Here is a 16,413-nt window from a genome sequence, read left to right as displayed (position 1 = left end):
CCGTAGGGCGGCTTTCCATAGCCGCCGGAGGAAGGGGCAGGTATGGAAACCTGCCCTACGCTGGCTATCCACGAATAACACGAATCCACACGAATGGAGAATAAACGCGGACCCGTAGGGCGGCTTCCCATAGCCGCCAAAGGAAGGGGCAGGTATGGAAACCTGCCCTACGCTGGCTATCCACGAATAACACGAATCCACACGAATGGAGAATAAACGCAGACCCGTAGGGCGGCTTCCCATAGCCGCCGCGGGCAGAGGGCACGTGTGGAAACCTGCCCAACGGTCTATGCCCTTCGCGCTGCCGCTCACCGCGGCGCGAACGTTGACCGCAAGCGGAATTTGCGATAGCATGAGCAAAGGTGAAGGAGCAAGTTGTGCCAATCAGATTCGGAGCGCTCTGGAGTGTGATGACCGTTTGATCTGCCGTGCGGGTCAAGGTGGCCTCACCGCTGGATGTGATTCGGGAGATTGAGAGATGACGATTCAGGCCAGACCGCTGGTGGAAATCAATCAGCAAGCCCTTCGCCTGCTGTACCAGGAACTGGGCATCGTAGATGCTGTTCGCTTTCTCAAACAGTTCATGGTCGGTCTTGGGGACTATACCCAGGAACGGGATGCTCTGTTCGGACAGAAGACGCTGGACGAAATCACAGCGGAGATAGAGAAGCGACGCGCATCTCCCCCAGAGTAAGCACGCGCCCGACAGCCCCAAGGATCTCGGGTGCGCGCCGCCCCCTGGCGCTATCCCTTCTTCCGCCTCGGCTCCCGACCTCGGAACAGCAACCGCAACGGCGTGCCCGTGAACGGATACCGCTCGCGAATCTGGTTTTCCAGATAGCGAACGTAGGAGAAGTGCACCAGTTCCTTGTCGTTGACGAAGAACACAAACGTGGGCGGATCCACCGAGGGCTGGGTTACGTAGTAGAACTTCAGCGACTTGCCGGCCTTCGTGGGCGGAGCCTGGCGCGCCACGGCCTGGCGCAGCATGTCATTGAGTTCGGCCGTGGACAGGCGCACCAGGCGCTCATCGCGGACCCGCAGCGCAGTGTCCAGCACCTGCCCCACCCGCTGGCCCGTCTTGGCCGAGATGAACAGCACCGGCACATAGTCCATGAACCGGAGGGCCGCGCGCACCGCCTGGGTGTACGCGTGCATGGTGTGCGAATCCTTCGGCACCAAATCCCACTTGTTCACCGCCACGATGACGCTCTTCATCTCCTCCAGGATATAGCCCGCGATGTGGGCATCCTGGGCCGTGGGGCCGTCCATGCCGTCCAGCACCAGCACCGCCACGTCGGCGCGCTGGATGGCGCGCATGGCCCGCAGCACGCTGTACTTCTCCACGCCCGGCTCAATGCGCCCGCGGCGGCGGATGCCCGCCGTGTCTATGAGCACGATCGGCTCGCCGCCCCATTCCAGGCGGGTGTCTATGGCGTCGCGGGTTGTGCCTGGGATTTCGCTGACGATGGCCCGCTCCTCGCCCAGGAGCGCGTTCAGCAGCGAGGACTTGCCCACGTTGGGTCGGCCCACGATGGCCACCCGCATCGCCTCGTCCTCTTCCTCGGCGACCTCCGGCGCAAAGGACGCCGTGATGGCATCCAGCAGGTCGCCTGTGCCCGTCCCGTGAAGCGCGGAGAGGGGAATCGGCTCGCCCAGGCCCAGTTCGTAGAACTCCAGGGCCGCCCGGCGACGCTCTTCGTTATCCGCCTTGTTGGCGGCCAGGACGAGGGGCTTGTCGGTGCGGCGGAGGAGGTCGGCGGCCTCCCAGTCGGCGGCGGTCAACCCCGTGGACGCATCCACCATGAAGACGATGACATCGGCCTCGGCCATGGCGATCTGCGCCTGCTCGCGCACCTTGGACTCCACTTCGCCCATCTGCTCAAAGACCAGACCGCCCGTGTCCACCAGCGTGAACGTGCGGCCATTCCACTCCGAATCGGCGTAGAGGCGGTCGCGGGTGGTCCCGGGCGAATCCTCTACGATGGCAAGTGGCTGGCCCACAAGCCGATTGAACAGCGTGGACTTGCCCACGTTGGGGCGGCCTACCACGGCGACAATGGGCTTCATCCGCGCACCTCGCTAGGGCCGCCGGGTCGGCGTAGGAGTGGGCCTAGGAGTAGGCGTCGGGGTCGGCGTGGGCGTAACCAGCCCCAATGGGAATTGGATTTCCACCTCAATCGTATCGGGCAGGACGCTCTCCACCGTCAGGCCCTCGGGCGCGAAGGCTTGCGCCACCACCTTGTGCACGCCCGGCTCCAGGCCGAACAAGTCCACCACAACCCGCACTTCCTCCAGGCTCAGCGCCTCCAACTTAGGGAGCGGCCCCGACAGGATCACATCCACCGTGCTCGGCGAAGTCCGCGCCGTGTAGCCTAGGTGAAGCCCCTGGATGCTCACCGGCCGCTGAATCGTAATGCTGTCAATGATGGGCGACACGCTCACCGTTACGCTCACGGTCTGATCGCCCAGGATGGACACGCCCTCGGGCAGCACAATCCCGATGCGCGCCTTGATGTCCGAGGTAGCGCCCGTGATGTCCAGCGGCAGCGTCTCCACGTACCCCGGCAGTTGCGACACCGCCAGCGGGCTGCCCACGATGGTAACGATGGACGGGTCCACCGAGATGCCGGTGATGCGGTAGCCGCGGGCCACCTGCCCTTTGCGGATCACGCTGACCGACACATCGCGGTAGCCCAGTTTCTGCTCCACCGGCACCGTAACCGACACCTGCGACGGCTCAATGGCGGTCAGCAGAGCCACGGGGTTGTCCTGGGCGTCCCGCGCCGAAACGACGATGTCCCGCTGGATAGAGGTCTTCGTGCGGCGCAGGTACACGTCGGCCACGACCGACTGCACCTGGGCCACGCGGGAAGCCGGCCCGATGACCTTCACCGTCGGTGGCTCTACGGTGGGCGTCCGCGCCTCGTAGCCCAGCGCGGGATCGTCCATGATGCGCACCTTGACCTCAAAGACTTTCTCCATGACCCGCTCCAGCCGAATGGTCATGCGCGAAGGCTGGACGCTCTCCACGCGGACCGCCGGTTCCGCGCACTTGACGGTGATGGGCAGGTCGTGCGCGCCCTCCTTCAGCCCCGCCAGGTCCACCAGCGCGTGGAAGTCGGCCCCCTTGAGCGTATTCCAAACGGAGCGCGGGGCGCGGATGCTCACCTGCACGTACTCGGTAATCTGCACAGGGTTGACGAAGTCCAGGCCCTCGGGCTTGTTCACGACCTCTACGGGTATCGGCTCGCCGAACACGCCCGAAATCATGGGGTTTTGCTCGTTGACGGCAGCCACCCACACGAGAAGGGCCAGAATGAGCGCCAGTAGGGCGCTGGCGATGTTCTCAAAGACATTGCGCATGATACCCGACCTACGAAGAGCGTTTGTTGGGCCGCGGGAGCAAGCGAGCGACGCGCCCAAGCCACGCGCGCGCGCCCAGGCCCACCCGTTTGAGCATGCGAGCCAGTTGCCGCGCCCGCGTTACCTGCACTGGCCGCGACGGGAGATAGATGGCATCCAACACCTTCACCAGGCGATTCTCGTCCAGGCGGCGGATCATCCGCGCGTTGTGGACCACGGAGATGATGCCGGTCTCCTCGGACACGACGACCACCACGGCGTCGGTCTGTTCGGTCAGCCCCAGAGCGGCACGGTGGCGGGTGCCCAGTCGGTAGTCCACCGCCGTACCCGTGGCCAGGGGCAGGACACAACCGGCCGCCACCACTCGGTCGCCCCGAACGATGACCGCGCCATCGTGCAGGGCCGTATTGGGGAAAAAGATCGTGAGCAGGAGTTCCGTCGTGAGGGCAGCGTCCACCCGCACGCCGGTATCCACGTACTCCTGCAGGCCGGTGTCGCGCTCCAGCACGATCAGCGCGCCATGGCGTCGGTCCGACAGCAGGGCGCTGGCGCGGGCCACCTGCCGAATCACTTGCTTGACCAGGGGTTCGGCGCCCGGACGATTGGCGAACGCGCCGGCTCTGCCCAGGCGTTCCAGCGCCCGCCGCAGTTCCGGCTGGAAGATGACCGGCACGGCCAGCAGGAGCGCGGGCACCGCCTTGCCCATGAGCCACGAGAAGGCCGTGAGCCGAAACACGCTGGTGAGCAGCGCAGCGGCCAGGACCACCAGAACCACTCCGCGCAGCAGTTGCACCGCCTGCGTGCGCTGGATCAACTGGAGCAGCCCCCAAAACACCAGGGCGACCAGCAGAATGTCCACCGCCGCCCGAATATCCAGTTGGGATAGGGTCCACAACAAGTCCGACACGGGTTGCCTCTTCTTCTCCTGCCCGATGCCAAAACGCCCGAGAACGCCGCAAGTTACGCTCGCGGCGCGTGTGTATGAAACATTATCCGCCCATTTGGCGCAGGCGCGCCCTGAACGTCTCCACGTTGTGGGGGTTGAGGGCAATGATGTCCTCAACCGCCGCCCGCGCCTGGGCGACCTCGCCCGCCTCCCAATACAGGCGGGACAGCCAATCCAGTTCCTGCACGGCTTCGGCCATTCTCCCCGCCACCTGATACGCCTGCGCCAGCAAGCGGTGCAGATCCGGAGCATCGGGGCGCAGGTCGGCCAGTTCGCGCAGCACGCTGATCATGCGGTTGTGCTCGCCGCGCTCGCGGTACAGGGCGAGGAGTTCGTTCAACTGCGCGAGGGCTTCGGCCTCCTGGCCGAGTTTGTAGTAGAGGTCCACCAGGCGCACGCGGGCGCGCTCGTCGGCGGGCGACAGCGCCGCAATCTGCCGGTAGGTCTCCAGGGCCGCCTTCCACTGCACGCGGCCCACCTGAATCTCGCCGACCTGATGGAGAACGGCGGCCTGCCAGCGGGGGGCAAGCCCATGCTGCTGGATGAGGGCCTGCGCCTCCTGGGCGAGCGCGAGGGCCTGATCCACTTGCGCCACGCGGGCCAGCATCTGAATCTGCGCGATGTACTCCTCCAGCGCCGCCTCGTACTCGCCCTGCTGCAAGAGCAGCCGAATGCACACGGCGCGGGCCTCGGTGTCGGCGGCGTTGATCTGCAGAAGGCGGCGATACACCGCCACGGCGCGCTTCGGGTCGCCCCGCAACGCGTACAGGTCGGCCACCAGCCGATACTTGTCGGCTGCGCGCGCGATGTCGCCCATCTGAAGCCAGACATCCGCCAGTTTCAGGTGCGCGGGCAGGTAGTCCGGAGCCAGGCCCACCGCCCGATAGCACTCGTCAGCGGCGGCGGCCAGCAGCCCACGCTTGAGATACTCCTGGCCCAGCGACAGCGCCCGCAGCACCTCGTCCGACTCCTCGGCCTCCAGGAGTTCGGCCATGCTCACGGTTATGCCCTCGCCCGCCCCGCCCAGGCGCTTCCGGGCCTCGCGCACCTTATCCTGCCAGCCCTTGCTGCTGAGAAACTGCACCAGCGAATCCGCGAACGATTTGGCCTTTTCCGCGTCGCCCTGGACCTGGTAACTCTCGGCCAGGTTCTCGTACAACTGGATGAGATCATCCGCCTGGTCGCGGGCCACGGTCTGCAGGTCCACGATCTTGAGGACCTCCAGGAAGTGCTCAATGGAAAGGCCCACCTGCCCCTGGGCGCGATAGCACTGGCCCAGCGCAAAATGGCTGCCCAGGCGGTATTCGGGGGCCTTGACCGAGCGCAGGAGATGCTCAATGGCATCCTCAAACCGCAACTGTTGCTGGAACAGGAGGCCCAGGTTGAAGTGAATGGCGGGCCGGTCCTCGCCCATCTTCAGGAGGCGCAGGTAACTGGCGATGGCCTCGTCCACCAGGCCGCGCGTCTGAAAGTCAATGGCCTGGCTGATGAGCGCATCCACGGAAGCCCTGTCGGCCACCTGGGTCGGGGGCTCGCCCTGGGGCGCGGCCTGGGCGGGCCTCTCCTCAAACAGCGCGCCGGCCAGGTCGGTGAGGGCCTTGCGCTGGGTCTCGGCGGCGGGCGTGAGGATTTCGGCGGCGGGCGTTTCCTGAGGCTCCGCCGCGGCGGCAGGCTCGGCTTCGGTCCCCTCGCGGAGCATCTCCATCATGTTGCGGGCCGCCACGCTGGACGGCGACAGGCGCAGCGCCTCGCGGCACTGCTGGATGGCCTTCTCCACCTGCCCCATGCGCTGGAGAATGCCCGCCAAGGCCAGGTGCTGCTCCACCGCCCTGTCCACGGCGCGCAATTGGGCGTAGGCGGCGGCAAGGCGCTGTCGGGCGGCGATGTGGTCGGGCGACAGTCGGACAACCTGCTCCCACGCGGCCACGGCCTGCCGGATGTCGCCGGCGTTGCGGTGCAACTCGGCCAGCGCCATGTAGGTATCCACCGCCTGTTCCAGATGCCCCTGTTCCGTCTCCAATTGGGCCAGGTGCATCAGCGGGACGGGGTCGCGCGGGGAGATTCGGACAAGGGTGCGGTACACCTGGGCGGCCTCATCGCGCCGGCCCAGTTCGCGATACGCCTGGGCAAGGGCCACCAGCGCAGGCGGCTCTTCGGGAAACTCGGCCAGGGCCAGGCGATACTGCTCCGCCGCCTTGTCCCAGCGCCCATCCCACGCGTAGTCGTGCCCGGCTTTCAGGTGCTTCTCGTAGATATTGCGTCGGCCTGCCACATCCAACCTCGCTATCCGCGATAGTCGCCCCGCCCCTCTACATTCCCCCCAACAGGATGGCGAGAATCGCCTTCTGGGCATGCATGCGGTTCTCGGCCTGGTCAAACAACACCGAATGAGGGCCGTCGGCCACTTCGTCGGTGATCTCCTCGCCTCGGTGCGCGGGCAGGCAATGCTCCACGATGACGTCGGGCTTCGCCAGCGCCACCAGCGCCGCGTTGACCTGATACGGCGGGAACACCTTGAGGCGCTGCTCGCGCTCCTTCTCCTGGCCCATGCTGGTCCAGACGTCGGTATAGATGACATCCGCGCCCCGCACAGCCTCGGTCGGGTCGTGGGTGGTCAGGATGCGGCTGCCCGTGCGTTGGGCAAGGGTCTGCGCCTTCTCCACCACCGCCTGCGGCAGTTCGTAGCCCGGGGGCGTCGCGATGGCGAAGTTCATGCCCACCTGCGCCGTCGCAAAAGCCAGCGACGTGGCCACGTTGTTGCCGTCGCCCACGAACGCCAGGGTCAGGCCCTTCAGGTTGCCCTTCTTCTCCATGACGGTGAGCAGGTCGGCCATCGCCTGGCACGGATGATTGTAGTCCGACAGGCCGTTGATGACCGGCACGCGCGAATAGGCAGCCAGTTCCTCTATGTGCCTATGATCAAAGACGCGCGCCATGATGCAGTCCACGTAGCGGCTGAGCACGCGGGCCACGTCGGCCACGCTCTCGCGCTTCCCAAGCCCGATCTCGTCGGGCGACAGGTAGAACGCATACCCGCCCAGTTGGTGCATGGCCATCTCAAAGGAGACGCGGGTGCGTAGCGATGGCTTCTGGAAGACCATGGCCAGGGTCTTGCCCTGGAGGATGGGACGGTTGCCCCCCTGCTTCCATTCCACCTTGAGTTGGACTGCCACGTCCAAAATATGCTGGATTTCTTCCGGTGTGAAGTCCGATATGGCGACAAAATGCTTCATTTTCACCCTCCTGATGATAGTATAGCACATTCGGTCGCTGTGAACAACTCCGAGAAGGGTAGAGTCGGCTGCGGGACTTGTTGGCGTTCTTTATGTGAGCCTCGGAGGGGCGAGGCAAGCCCCACGAGGCGTTTTGCGATTGCTTTGGGCGCTCCGCGTCCTCGCAGAATGCCCGCATGGCATCAGTGCCCCATGGAATCCCGCTTTACGTTCAGAAACCTTAACGTATCCACCCCTAAAGTGAGGTCTATGTGAGTGCCATGTGAGGACCCCTAGTATATAGTGGTGGCAGAAACAAGAAATCGCAGGAGGAAGTTGCCATGAAGAACCTGTTCGCCAAACTCGCCGACCCCCGCTACGCCAAGGTCGCGTGGCTTGTGCTCGGACTCATCGGCCTCATCATCGCGGGCAGCGCGCCCACCGGCCCCAGCGGCCCCGGCGCCTAGTCCGGCGATACCCTGAACACTCGCAGGAGGAAGTTGCCATGAAGAACCTGTTCGCCAAACTCGCCGACCCCCGCTACGCCAAGGTCGCGTGGCTTGTGCTCGGACTCATCGGACTCATCATCGCGGGCAGCGCGCCCACCGGCCCCAGCGGCCCCGGCGCTTAGTCTGACAATCTATCACGATTCCCAGCGCCGCAAAGTCTAGCGCGGCGAACCCCCGTATAGGGGGCAAGGGAGACTGCTCGGTGGGGGGCCTTCGGGGGTGCCAGGGAACACCGTCCGGGCCACCCAAGCCAACGCGGTTGCATCGTCCGAGTTCTAGACGCAGCGATCATTGCAGGCCTCGCGGGTTCGCACAATCATGAGGCTCCAATAGGCAATTGCGTTGCAGGCGGTTCGCCTTTGCCCCCTATCGCTTTGCTTAGGGTGGTAATCCGAAGAAGGAGAGACCTATGACTGCCGAAATCCTGAACGTGCTCGTGGGCGCGGCGGTAACCGACGGCGAGTTCTGCCAGGCGCTGCTGAACAATCCGGGGCGCGCGGCGCGACAGTTCGGCCTTGCGCCGGAGGACGTGGAGGTGGTGTCCAGAATCCGCGCGCACTCGCTGGCCGAATTCGCGGGCCAACTGCTCCACTGGATGCCCGCCGAGCCCAGGGAACCCCTGTACGCCCGAATGCAATAGCGCGCCTGCCTGTGCGAAACGGCCAGGCGCACCATTCTGCACGGCAGCAGCCTGCTGCGGCATGTTCGCGGCAGGCTGTTTTTTGTTGCGACCCGCCGCCGAGGGTGGGGCGGCCGAATTTCACCGCCGAGACCGCCGAGGGCGCAGAGGGTCACGGATTGGCCCGCACGCACGCCCGACGCTGAAGCATCGGGCTCAACGGGCGAAGCCCTGCGGGCTAGCGCTAGCCCCCGAAGGGGGCTTTGCCCCCGTAGCGCGGGGGTTTAGCCCGCGCGTACTGACCTCACCCCCTCGTTCCCCCTCTCCGCTGGCGGCGAGGGGGAGGCCGAAGGCCGAGGGTGCGCCGCGCCAGCCACGGCCATCCACGAATAACACGAATCGGCACGAATGCAATAGCCCCGAAGGGGCTTTGCCCCCGTAGCGCGGGGGTTTAGCCCCGCGCGGCGATGCGGCCCCACCCGCGTGGAGCAAATTGCCAATTTGCTCCACGTCCCCTGCTCACGGCGAGGGGGATGCCGAAGGCTGGGGGTGAGGTGCGCGGCATGCCCGCCCGACGCTGAAGCATCGGGCTCAACGGGCGAAGCCCTGCGGGCTAGCGTTAGCCCCCGTAGCGCGGGGGTTTAGCCCCGTGCGGCACGCGCATGTGCGGTCGTGCCTTTCGTGGCTTTCGCGCCCTTTCGTGTCCTTCGCGATCCGAACACCCCTCACCCTAGCCCTCTCCCAGCGGGAGAGGGAACGGCCCGGCCCATCCTAGCGCGGCGCAAGTTCGTACACGTGCACCCGATCCTGCAGGATGGGGTTCACGGCCAGGTTCCCGCGAATCCGCCCGCTCACGCTCTCGCCCAGCCACTTCGGCGCTTCTTCCACCACGGCCACCTCGCGCAGGCGGCCATCGCGCAGGATGCCTTCCTCCACGGTGGCCCACGTCTGCCCCCGCACGTCCCCCCAGCCCGCGTCGTAACTGCGCTCGCCCACAAGCACATGCGTAACGCCCCACGCCTGCAGAAGCGCAACGCACTCGGGCGACGGGAAGCGGTCCAGCACGTCGCCATACGCCATATACGCGGGCGGGTAGAACGTTCCGTGGCCGTAGGCGATCCTCCGCCCGTGCAGCGACGAGCGGTACAGCGCGTCGCCGTTCCATGCGGCCACCAGCGGGAATCGCATCAGCACGGCGTCAGCGGGCAACGTCGCCAGATAGTCCTCCAGCGGCCCTGGCGTAGTGGCCGAGTAGCCGAAGGGCAACGGCACCACCAGAAACTCAAGCAGCACGAGCGCGGTCAGCGCCCCCACCACCAAAAGGTGCCCGATCCGCCCCCTCCGCAGCACCGATGCCAGGCCCACCCCGCCCAGGATGGCGACCCCGAACGTCGTGATGAGGCCGAATCGGTACAGCGTGCGCATGGCGCTGCCGAAGGGCAGGAACAGATAGACCAGCAGCGCCGGCAGGGGAATGGGAATCGCCCCCGGCCGGTGCAGGGAATAGTACGACACCGGGTTGAGGGCCAGTCGCTCGGTGAGAAAATACATGCCTTTGGCGAACAGGCGATCCACGCCGTCGGGCACGGGCACGTATAGCCGCGCACCGCCCACGTGCAGCGTCGTGCCCAGGGCCATCACGAAGGCCACCCCCGCGATCAGCGCCAGGCCCGACACGAACCGCCCCGAACGCCGTCGCCACGCCAGCCACGCTAGAACCAGCGGCACAAATCCCACGAACACGAACCCAGGCGCATACCACGGGTACGCGGGGACCTCCGCGCGCCGCTCCAGAAACCAGCGCCCCCACAGCGGGTGGTAGATGTTCGGGTAGAAGAAGTCTTCGAGGCTCGCGGACCACTTCTCCACATCGCCCAGCGACCAGGCCAGGCCGCTCTGGGCAGTGTGCAGCGCAGGGAGGGCCGCCGGCAGCACCAGCACCGCCGTAACCGCCGCCATCGCCGCCAGGTGCAGCCACGTCTGCCGCCGCGCGAAGGTCGCCTTCCACGGCCACAGCCGCCACAGCAGATACAGCGCCGCCGAAATCCCCACAATGTAAGCATAGTACCACGACGATAGCGCGTTCAGGGCCAGGAAGCACCCGGCCAGGGCCGCGTCCCGCGCACGGCGGCCCCGTAGCCACCGCTCCAGGAACAGGAACAGCAGGGGCAGCCACTGCGTGGCGATGAGCGGGAGCCAGCCCGCGGCCATGGCGCCGATGCGGTACGGCGCGTAGGCGAACGCCACAGCGGCGAACACGCCCGCCGCGCGGCTCCGCGTGAGATACAGGACAAGCGCGTAGGTCGCCACGCTGGTGAGGAAAAACGTCAGCAGTACGAACACGTTGTACGCCACCGTGGGGGTGAAGACCAGCAGGAGCGGGGCCAACAGCAACTTGTTGGCGATCATCGTCTCCGAAAGCGTCAGGTTGTAGCCGAACGGGTGGAAGATGTTGGGGTTGAACAGCAGCGCCGCCTTACCCATCATGGCCTGGCGCAGGTACCAGATGTCGTACAGCCATCCCAGGTTATCCCAGGGCGGGCCGGGGATCGCTCGGTCTATGACCGTTACGAGCGGGTACGTCATCGCCACGGGGAGGGCGGCGAACAACGCAACCGCAACGCCGTGCCGCCGAACTGAACGTAGGAAACGATTCAGCCCGCGGCGCATGGGCGCTACTCCGTGGCAGGGTTGGCCGGGGCTGGCGAGGGCGCAGCCCTCCACCCCGCGGGCGCGGGCTTTCTCCCCCGGAGCAGGTGGGTGGCCTTCTTGCGAAACAGGAATGCGAGATTCTGAAACCCATCCCGCCACAGGTTGAGTTTGCTCTCGCCCACCCGCGGGCGGTAGTAGATGGGAACCTCGGCGCACTTGAGTTCTTTGCGCGTGAAGGCTTCTATCTTGAGTTCCTCCGACAGCGCCATGCCGTCGCTGGTCAGATCCAGCAGGGGCAAGATGTCGCGGCGAAAGACCCACATCCCCGACTGCGAATCTTTGAGGTAAAACCAGAACAGCGCCGCCTGCACCACGCCCAGCAGCCAATTGCCGAACACGCGAAGGGGCGTGCCCGTACCGCGGCTCTTGTGGCCCGTGCGGTCGCACGTGATGAAGTCCAGATTCTCGTCCAGCAGCACGTCCAGCAGCAGGGGGATGAACCCGCGCGGATAGGTGCCGTCGCCGTCCATCGTAACGATAATGTCTCCGGTGGCGTGTTGGAAGCCGGTCTTGTAGGCCGCGCCGTAGCCCTGCTTCGCCTCCACGACAACGCGAGCGCCCAGGCGCCGCGCCACCTCTGCCGTGCGGTCGGTGGAGTTGTTGTCCACCACGATGACCTCATCCACGCACGCAGGCATATCGCTGAGGATGATCGCCACGCCTGCCTCTTCGTTGTAGCACGGGGTTACCACCGAGATGCGATGCCCTTTGTACATGCGTTACTCCTCGTGCGCAGGCGTGGCGACGCCATCGTGCAGTCGGCCCGATTCCAGCGGCGAAATGCGGTGGCGCACCTTGGCTGCCTTCAGGGCCAGGTATTCCTTGAACACCTGGGGCAGAACCAGCGGGTTGAACAGGATATTCACCGTCAGGAAGCACTCGTAGGTGCAGAAGCATTTGGTCTCGCGGATGTCGCGGCGCATCTCGTCAGCGCGCCGGCTGAACCAGACCTTGCCGAAGTCGTAGTCATAGTCGCGCACGTTGGCGATCATGCGGTCGGGGCGCACCTCGCACGGCAACACCTGCCCCCGGCTGAACATGGCCCCGCCCAGCGTGCCCGCGTAGCACGGAATCTGATAGCGGTTCTCGCGCACCGTCTTGGCGATGATGCGCGGGCGCACGATGCGCTTGGCGTTGAGCACGTCCGAGAACGGCATCTTGTAGTAACCCGACAGAATCCGCGCCTTGTTGTCGCGCTCCAGCGCCCGATGCAGTTCCTCGTAGCGGGCGATGTCAAAATCCTTGGTCATGGGGTCAGCCGGCTCGCCCCGCGTGAGCAGCGTGAACACCGTGTTGACGCCCAGTTCCTTGCCCAGGTAATCGTACAGCGGCAGCAGCCGATCCTGGTTCAGCGCCGAGACGGTGATCTGGACGCACACGCTGAAGTTGGGATAGTGCTTCTCCAGCCGCCGCAGTTCCTTGTAGGTGTGCACCGCCTTGTCAAACAGCCCTGGCGTATTGCGGATGCGGTCGTGATCCTCGCCGATGCCGTCTATGGACACGTCAATGTGCAGGTCAATGTTGGGGTTCTGGCGCAGCATCGTCTCGGTCGTCTCCACGATGCGGCCCGTCAGGCTTCCGTTGGTGGGGATGCCCACGTTGGCGGCGTGATTGTTGACCTTGAAGATGTGGACGATTTCGGCCAGGTCCTTGCGGATAAACGGCTCGCCGCCGGTAGGCGTGAAGAACAGCATATCGCCCATGGAGGCCGAGATCTTCTCAATCTCGTCCACGGTCAGTTCGTCCTTGACCCATTCGGTCCTCTGGCCCAGTAAGCAGTGACTGCAATGGGCGTTGCAGTTCTCGGTAACGAAGAAGACGAAGTAGAGAGGCATCGCCCCGCGCTTGTAGAACATGCGAGGAGTGTACTTCAAGTAGTTCCAAACGCTCATGTGCGCACCCTTTTCCAGCGGCAGGATGGCTCCTGGCCGCCAATGTAGTCTTATGTCAACACCAGCGCGGCGCTCAATACCGCACCCCGCGCGCAAAATCCACGATCCCCTTCAGCGCCCCCACACCCGAAACCCACAAGTTCAGCGGCAGGAACAGCGCGCTCTGGAGAAGAAAACGCATCCCTCGCGTCCGGCCCAGGAACGCCAAGAACGGCGCGTTCAGCACCCAGATGGCTGCCAGGGACAGGGCCGCCGCCCCGCCCGCTTGCGCCGGCCAAACCGGTGTCAGCGCCAGCGCCGCCAGCATGACGGCCGAGACCGGCACCGACAGTTGAAAGAACCAGGGCACCGATGCGTAGTATTTCCGTCCCGTGCGCCCCAGTTTATTGCGGATGAGCGTTTTGGTCAAACCAGCCGACCGAGCAATATCCGTGAGGATGAGGCTCCCCAACGTGTACCGCTTCAGGTGCATCACCTGAAGCCGCTTGTCCAGCCGCACGCGGTAGCCCTCGGTCAACAGGCGCATCCCCAGTTCAATGTCCTCGGTAACCGACGGGCCGGTGTAGTGCGGATCAAACCCGCCCAGCGCCTGAAACACCGCCTTTCGGGCCGCAGCCGCGCTGGTGTAGAACACCCCCACGTATTCGGGCAGGCGGGCATAAGTGTAGTGCATCCACAGGTTCTTGAACTGCGACGGGAACTCGGGGTACGGCAGGGCTTTGTCCAGCAAGCCCACCACCGCGTCCACCGTCGGGTCTTGCAGGTCTTCGGCCACAAGCGACAGGGTATCGGGGCGGATGAGCACATCGGAGTCTATGAAGAAGACCACATCGCCGAGCGCGGCCGCTGCGCCCGTGTTCTTGGCGGCGGCAGCGCCACGGTTGCGCTCGTGGCAGATGACGCGGCAGGGGAATCGGGCCGCGATCTGGGGCGTGGCGTCGGTGGAGCAGTCGTCCACGACGATGACCTCGTAGTCGCCGTAGTCCGAGCGGAACACGGCTTCCAGGCACTGCTCCAGCGTGGCCGCGCCGTTGTAGGTTGGGATGATGACCGATATCTTCATACGCTCCACCACCAGCGGAATACCCTCACCGCCGAGACCACGGAGACCGCAGAGGGAAGGCCGAACACCAAGCCCCACGCCTTCCCGCTGCTCCCCGCACCCACGGCCTAGCGGCTCGGCCGTTCATCCTCTTCCGGTCTCCGCGTCCTCCTCGGTGAACGCGGATTGGCATAGCAGTACAGGCACCCGTTGGGGCAGCGCTGCCGGTACGAGCCGATGTCCACGCTGACAGTGCAGCCGCATCCGGCGCGCTGGCCCTTGTCGGGGCGCGGGTCGGCGGCCAGGCCCCGCGGGTGCAACGCAGTCAGCAGCGCCGCGTCTATGCAGTGGGACTGCTCCGCGCCGGCCTCCAGCAGGAACGGGTCGCAGCACGCCCGAAGCGACAGGCCACAGGCCCGCGCCAGGGCCAGCAGACGCCGCCCGATGTCCACCTTCTCCTCGCGCGGCGGGTCGTGCCACGGCCAGTCGCGCCGCCGCACCTTCTCGTACATCTGCGCAAATGACGAGACCACCCGCGTGATGCCGCGCTCGGCCACGGCGCGGAAAATCGGCTCGGCGAAGGGCAGGTTGCTCCGCACCGCGCCCGCCTCGGCCCAGTGCACGATGGGGTCAAACCGCACGGCCACCCGCCGCGCATCGCCCACGAAGGCCACGAGCGCATCCAGTTGCTCCACGGTCTCGCGCCATGGCGGAACCGAAGGCTCCAGCGCCGAGCCGCCTAGCCCGGTGATGGTGAACAGCGCATAGCACTGGTCATAGCGCGCCAGGGCGTCGCGCAGGTCGCCGCGATTGGCCAGAAGCGGGCCGAAATCCTTGGACCACAGGACGATGGTGTGGACATCTTCCGGCCGCAGCGACACATGCCGCGAGCCGCGCCCGTAGGGCAAAGGCACATCCACCTCGCCCGCCCGAATCGCGTCGGCAAGCCACTTGGGATAGCAGCAGGGCAAATCGGTGCGGCGCGACGCGGAAATGACCACGCGCATGGGCTAGGCTCCCTCCCAGCGCGTCGCCGCGCCGCCCGTCAGCGACCGCAGCATCTCGCCATCGGGCCTGGCCTGGAAGTGCACCAGATGGCTCGCGCAGCGGCAGTCGGACGCGCCGAACCCGAGGGCGGGAATCTCCGCGCCAGGCCACAGCACGAGCCGCCGCGCCCACTCGCATTCCCACTCGCGGGGCAGCGGCGCGCCCCACGCCCCCGCCCAATCCGCCGCGGCGCGCAGGTAGTCCACGTGCCAGTGCAGCCGCTTGGACGGCGCGAGGTGGCGGCGCAGGCGGGCGTCCAGACCGCCCGGCCCCTGCGCTGAGCCGACGTACACGTACCAGCCGGCCGGGAATGCAATTCGGCCCAGCGCGCCCACGTCCAGCGAGCGGGCGACGGGCAGGTGAAGCACGAGTAGGTACACACCCCTGTCCATGACTGTATTATACCCTGGGGCGTCGCGGGGTCAACCCGCCATGTGTGCCCAAGGCGGTTCTACCGCCGAGGACGCCGAGCACGCGGAGAACGACGGATTTGCCGCACACCCACCCCGCGAATCGTTCCGAACGCTGTCGGTCGCGGCATGGGTAAAGATGCGACGCACTTTTGAAAGTGCGTCGCGACTTGCTCACCAACACAAAATAGAACCGCACCCACCCCGCGCTAACGGAGCATTTGGATCGCGAAGGACACGAAACGGCGCGAAACGGCGCGAAAATTACGAAAATCGGGGCCAGGCGCGGGGCGTCGCGGCGCACTGTGTAAGGGCGAGGGTGAGGGCCAGCCCGCAGGGCTTCGCCCCTTCAGCCCGATGCTTCAGCGTCGGGCGGGCATGCCGCGCACCTCACCCCCAAGCCTTCGGCCTCCCCCGCGCCGTGGGCAGGGGACGTGGAGCAAATTGGCAATTTGCTCCACGCGGGTGGGGCCGCATCGCCGCGCGGGGCTGAACCCCCGCACTGAAAGAACAAAGCCCCTTCGGGGCTCGGGCCAGCCCGCAGGGCTTCGCCCCTTCAGCCCGATGCTTCAGCGTCGGGCGGGCATGCCGCGCACCTCACCCCAAGCCTTCGGCCTCCCCCGCGCCGTGGGCAGGGGACGTGGAGCAAATTGGCAAT

The 16,413-nt window shown here is 66.0% G+C and carries 13 protein-coding genes; 2 read left to right on the top strand and 11 right to left on the bottom strand.

What is annotated here, in order from left to right; translation table 11 throughout:
• Positions 1-478: 478 nt before the first annotated feature.
• Entirely contained in the window at positions 479-694 is a 216-nt protein-coding gene (locus tag H5T65_10955; GenBank protein MBC7259755.1) for a hypothetical protein, read from the top strand.
• A gap of 50 nt (positions 695-744) precedes the next feature.
• On the opposite strand, the gene der is transcribed toward H5T65_10955, so the two are convergent.
• From der to argF, 5 genes are all read right to left on the bottom strand, one after another.
• On the bottom strand, positions 745-2,070 hold the full coding sequence (der, locus tag H5T65_10950) for a ribosome biogenesis GTPase Der (protein MBC7259754.1): 1,326 nt from the start codon (positions 2,068-2,070) through the stop codon (positions 745-747).
• A 12-nt stretch (positions 2,071-2,082) separates the two neighbouring features.
• Positions 2,083-3,366, bottom strand: coding sequence for a hypothetical protein (locus H5T65_10945; protein MBC7259753.1), 1,284 nt, complete (start codon positions 3,364-3,366; stop codon positions 2,083-2,085).
• 10 nt (positions 3,367-3,376) lie between these two features.
• Positions 3,377-4,273: a TIGR00159 family protein gene (locus H5T65_10940; GenBank protein MBC7259752.1), complete on the bottom strand. Its 897-nt coding sequence runs from the start codon at positions 4,271-4,273 to the stop codon at positions 3,377-3,379.
• Positions 4,274-4,355: 82 nt separating this feature from the next.
• The gene (locus H5T65_10935) at positions 4,356-6,584 is read right to left on the bottom strand and encodes a tetratricopeptide repeat protein (GenBank protein ID MBC7259751.1); all 2,229 of its coding nucleotides are present in this window, start codon (positions 6,582-6,584) and stop codon (positions 4,356-4,358) included.
• 37 nt (positions 6,585-6,621) lie between these two features.
• Positions 6,622-7,575 (bottom strand): ornithine carbamoyltransferase, encoded by a 954-nt coding sequence (argF, locus tag H5T65_10930; protein MBC7259750.1) that lies wholly within the window; start codon positions 7,573-7,575, stop codon positions 6,622-6,624.
• Positions 7,576-8,442: 867 nt separating this feature from the next.
• On the opposite strand from argF, the gene H5T65_10925 reads away from it, so the two are divergent.
• Positions 8,443-8,673, top strand: a complete 231-nt coding sequence (locus H5T65_10925) for a hypothetical protein (protein ID MBC7259749.1) — start codon at positions 8,443-8,445, stop codon at positions 8,671-8,673.
• Between the two features lie 750 nt (positions 8,674-9,423).
• Here the strand turns inward: H5T65_10925 and H5T65_10920 are convergent.
• The 6 genes from H5T65_10920 to H5T65_10895 form a co-directional block, all read right to left on the bottom strand.
• Positions 9,424-11,244 (bottom strand): hypothetical protein, encoded by a 1,821-nt coding sequence (locus H5T65_10920; protein MBC7259748.1) that lies wholly within the window; start codon positions 11,242-11,244, stop codon positions 9,424-9,426.
• An 83-nt stretch (positions 11,245-11,327) separates the two neighbouring features.
• Entirely contained in the window at positions 11,328-12,080 is a 753-nt protein-coding gene (locus tag H5T65_10915) for a glycosyltransferase family 2 protein (protein ID MBC7259747.1), read from the bottom strand.
• A 3-nt stretch (positions 12,081-12,083) separates the two neighbouring features.
• Positions 12,084-13,256 carry a radical SAM protein gene (locus tag H5T65_10910; GenBank protein MBC7259746.1) on the bottom strand — a complete coding sequence of 391 codons (1,173 nt, stop codon included), beginning with the start codon at positions 13,254-13,256 and terminating at the stop codon, positions 12,084-12,086.
• Positions 13,257-13,329: 73 nt separating this feature from the next.
• A complete protein-coding gene (locus H5T65_10905) occupies positions 13,330-14,319 on the bottom strand; it encodes a glycosyltransferase family 2 protein (GenBank protein MBC7259745.1) in 990 nt (329 codons plus the stop codon).
• A 107-nt stretch (positions 14,320-14,426) separates the two neighbouring features.
• Positions 14,427-15,305 carry a DUF1848 family protein gene (locus H5T65_10900; GenBank protein ID MBC7259744.1) on the bottom strand — a complete coding sequence of 293 codons (879 nt, stop codon included), beginning with the start codon at positions 15,303-15,305 and terminating at the stop codon, positions 14,427-14,429.
• 3 nt (positions 15,306-15,308) lie between these two features.
• The gene (locus H5T65_10895) at positions 15,309-15,737 is read right to left on the bottom strand and encodes a GIY-YIG nuclease family protein (GenBank protein ID MBC7259743.1); all 429 of its coding nucleotides are present in this window, start codon (positions 15,735-15,737) and stop codon (positions 15,309-15,311) included.
• Positions 15,738-16,413 lie beyond the last annotated feature (676 nt).

It is taken from the genome of Chloroflexota bacterium (genome assembly GCA_014360805.1).
Taxonomy (GTDB): Bacteria; Chloroflexota; Anaerolineae; order DTLA01; family DTLA01; genus DTLA01.
The sequence above is the reverse complement of the archived record's forward strand: the minus strand, read 5'-3'. Positions and strand labels throughout refer to the sequence as shown.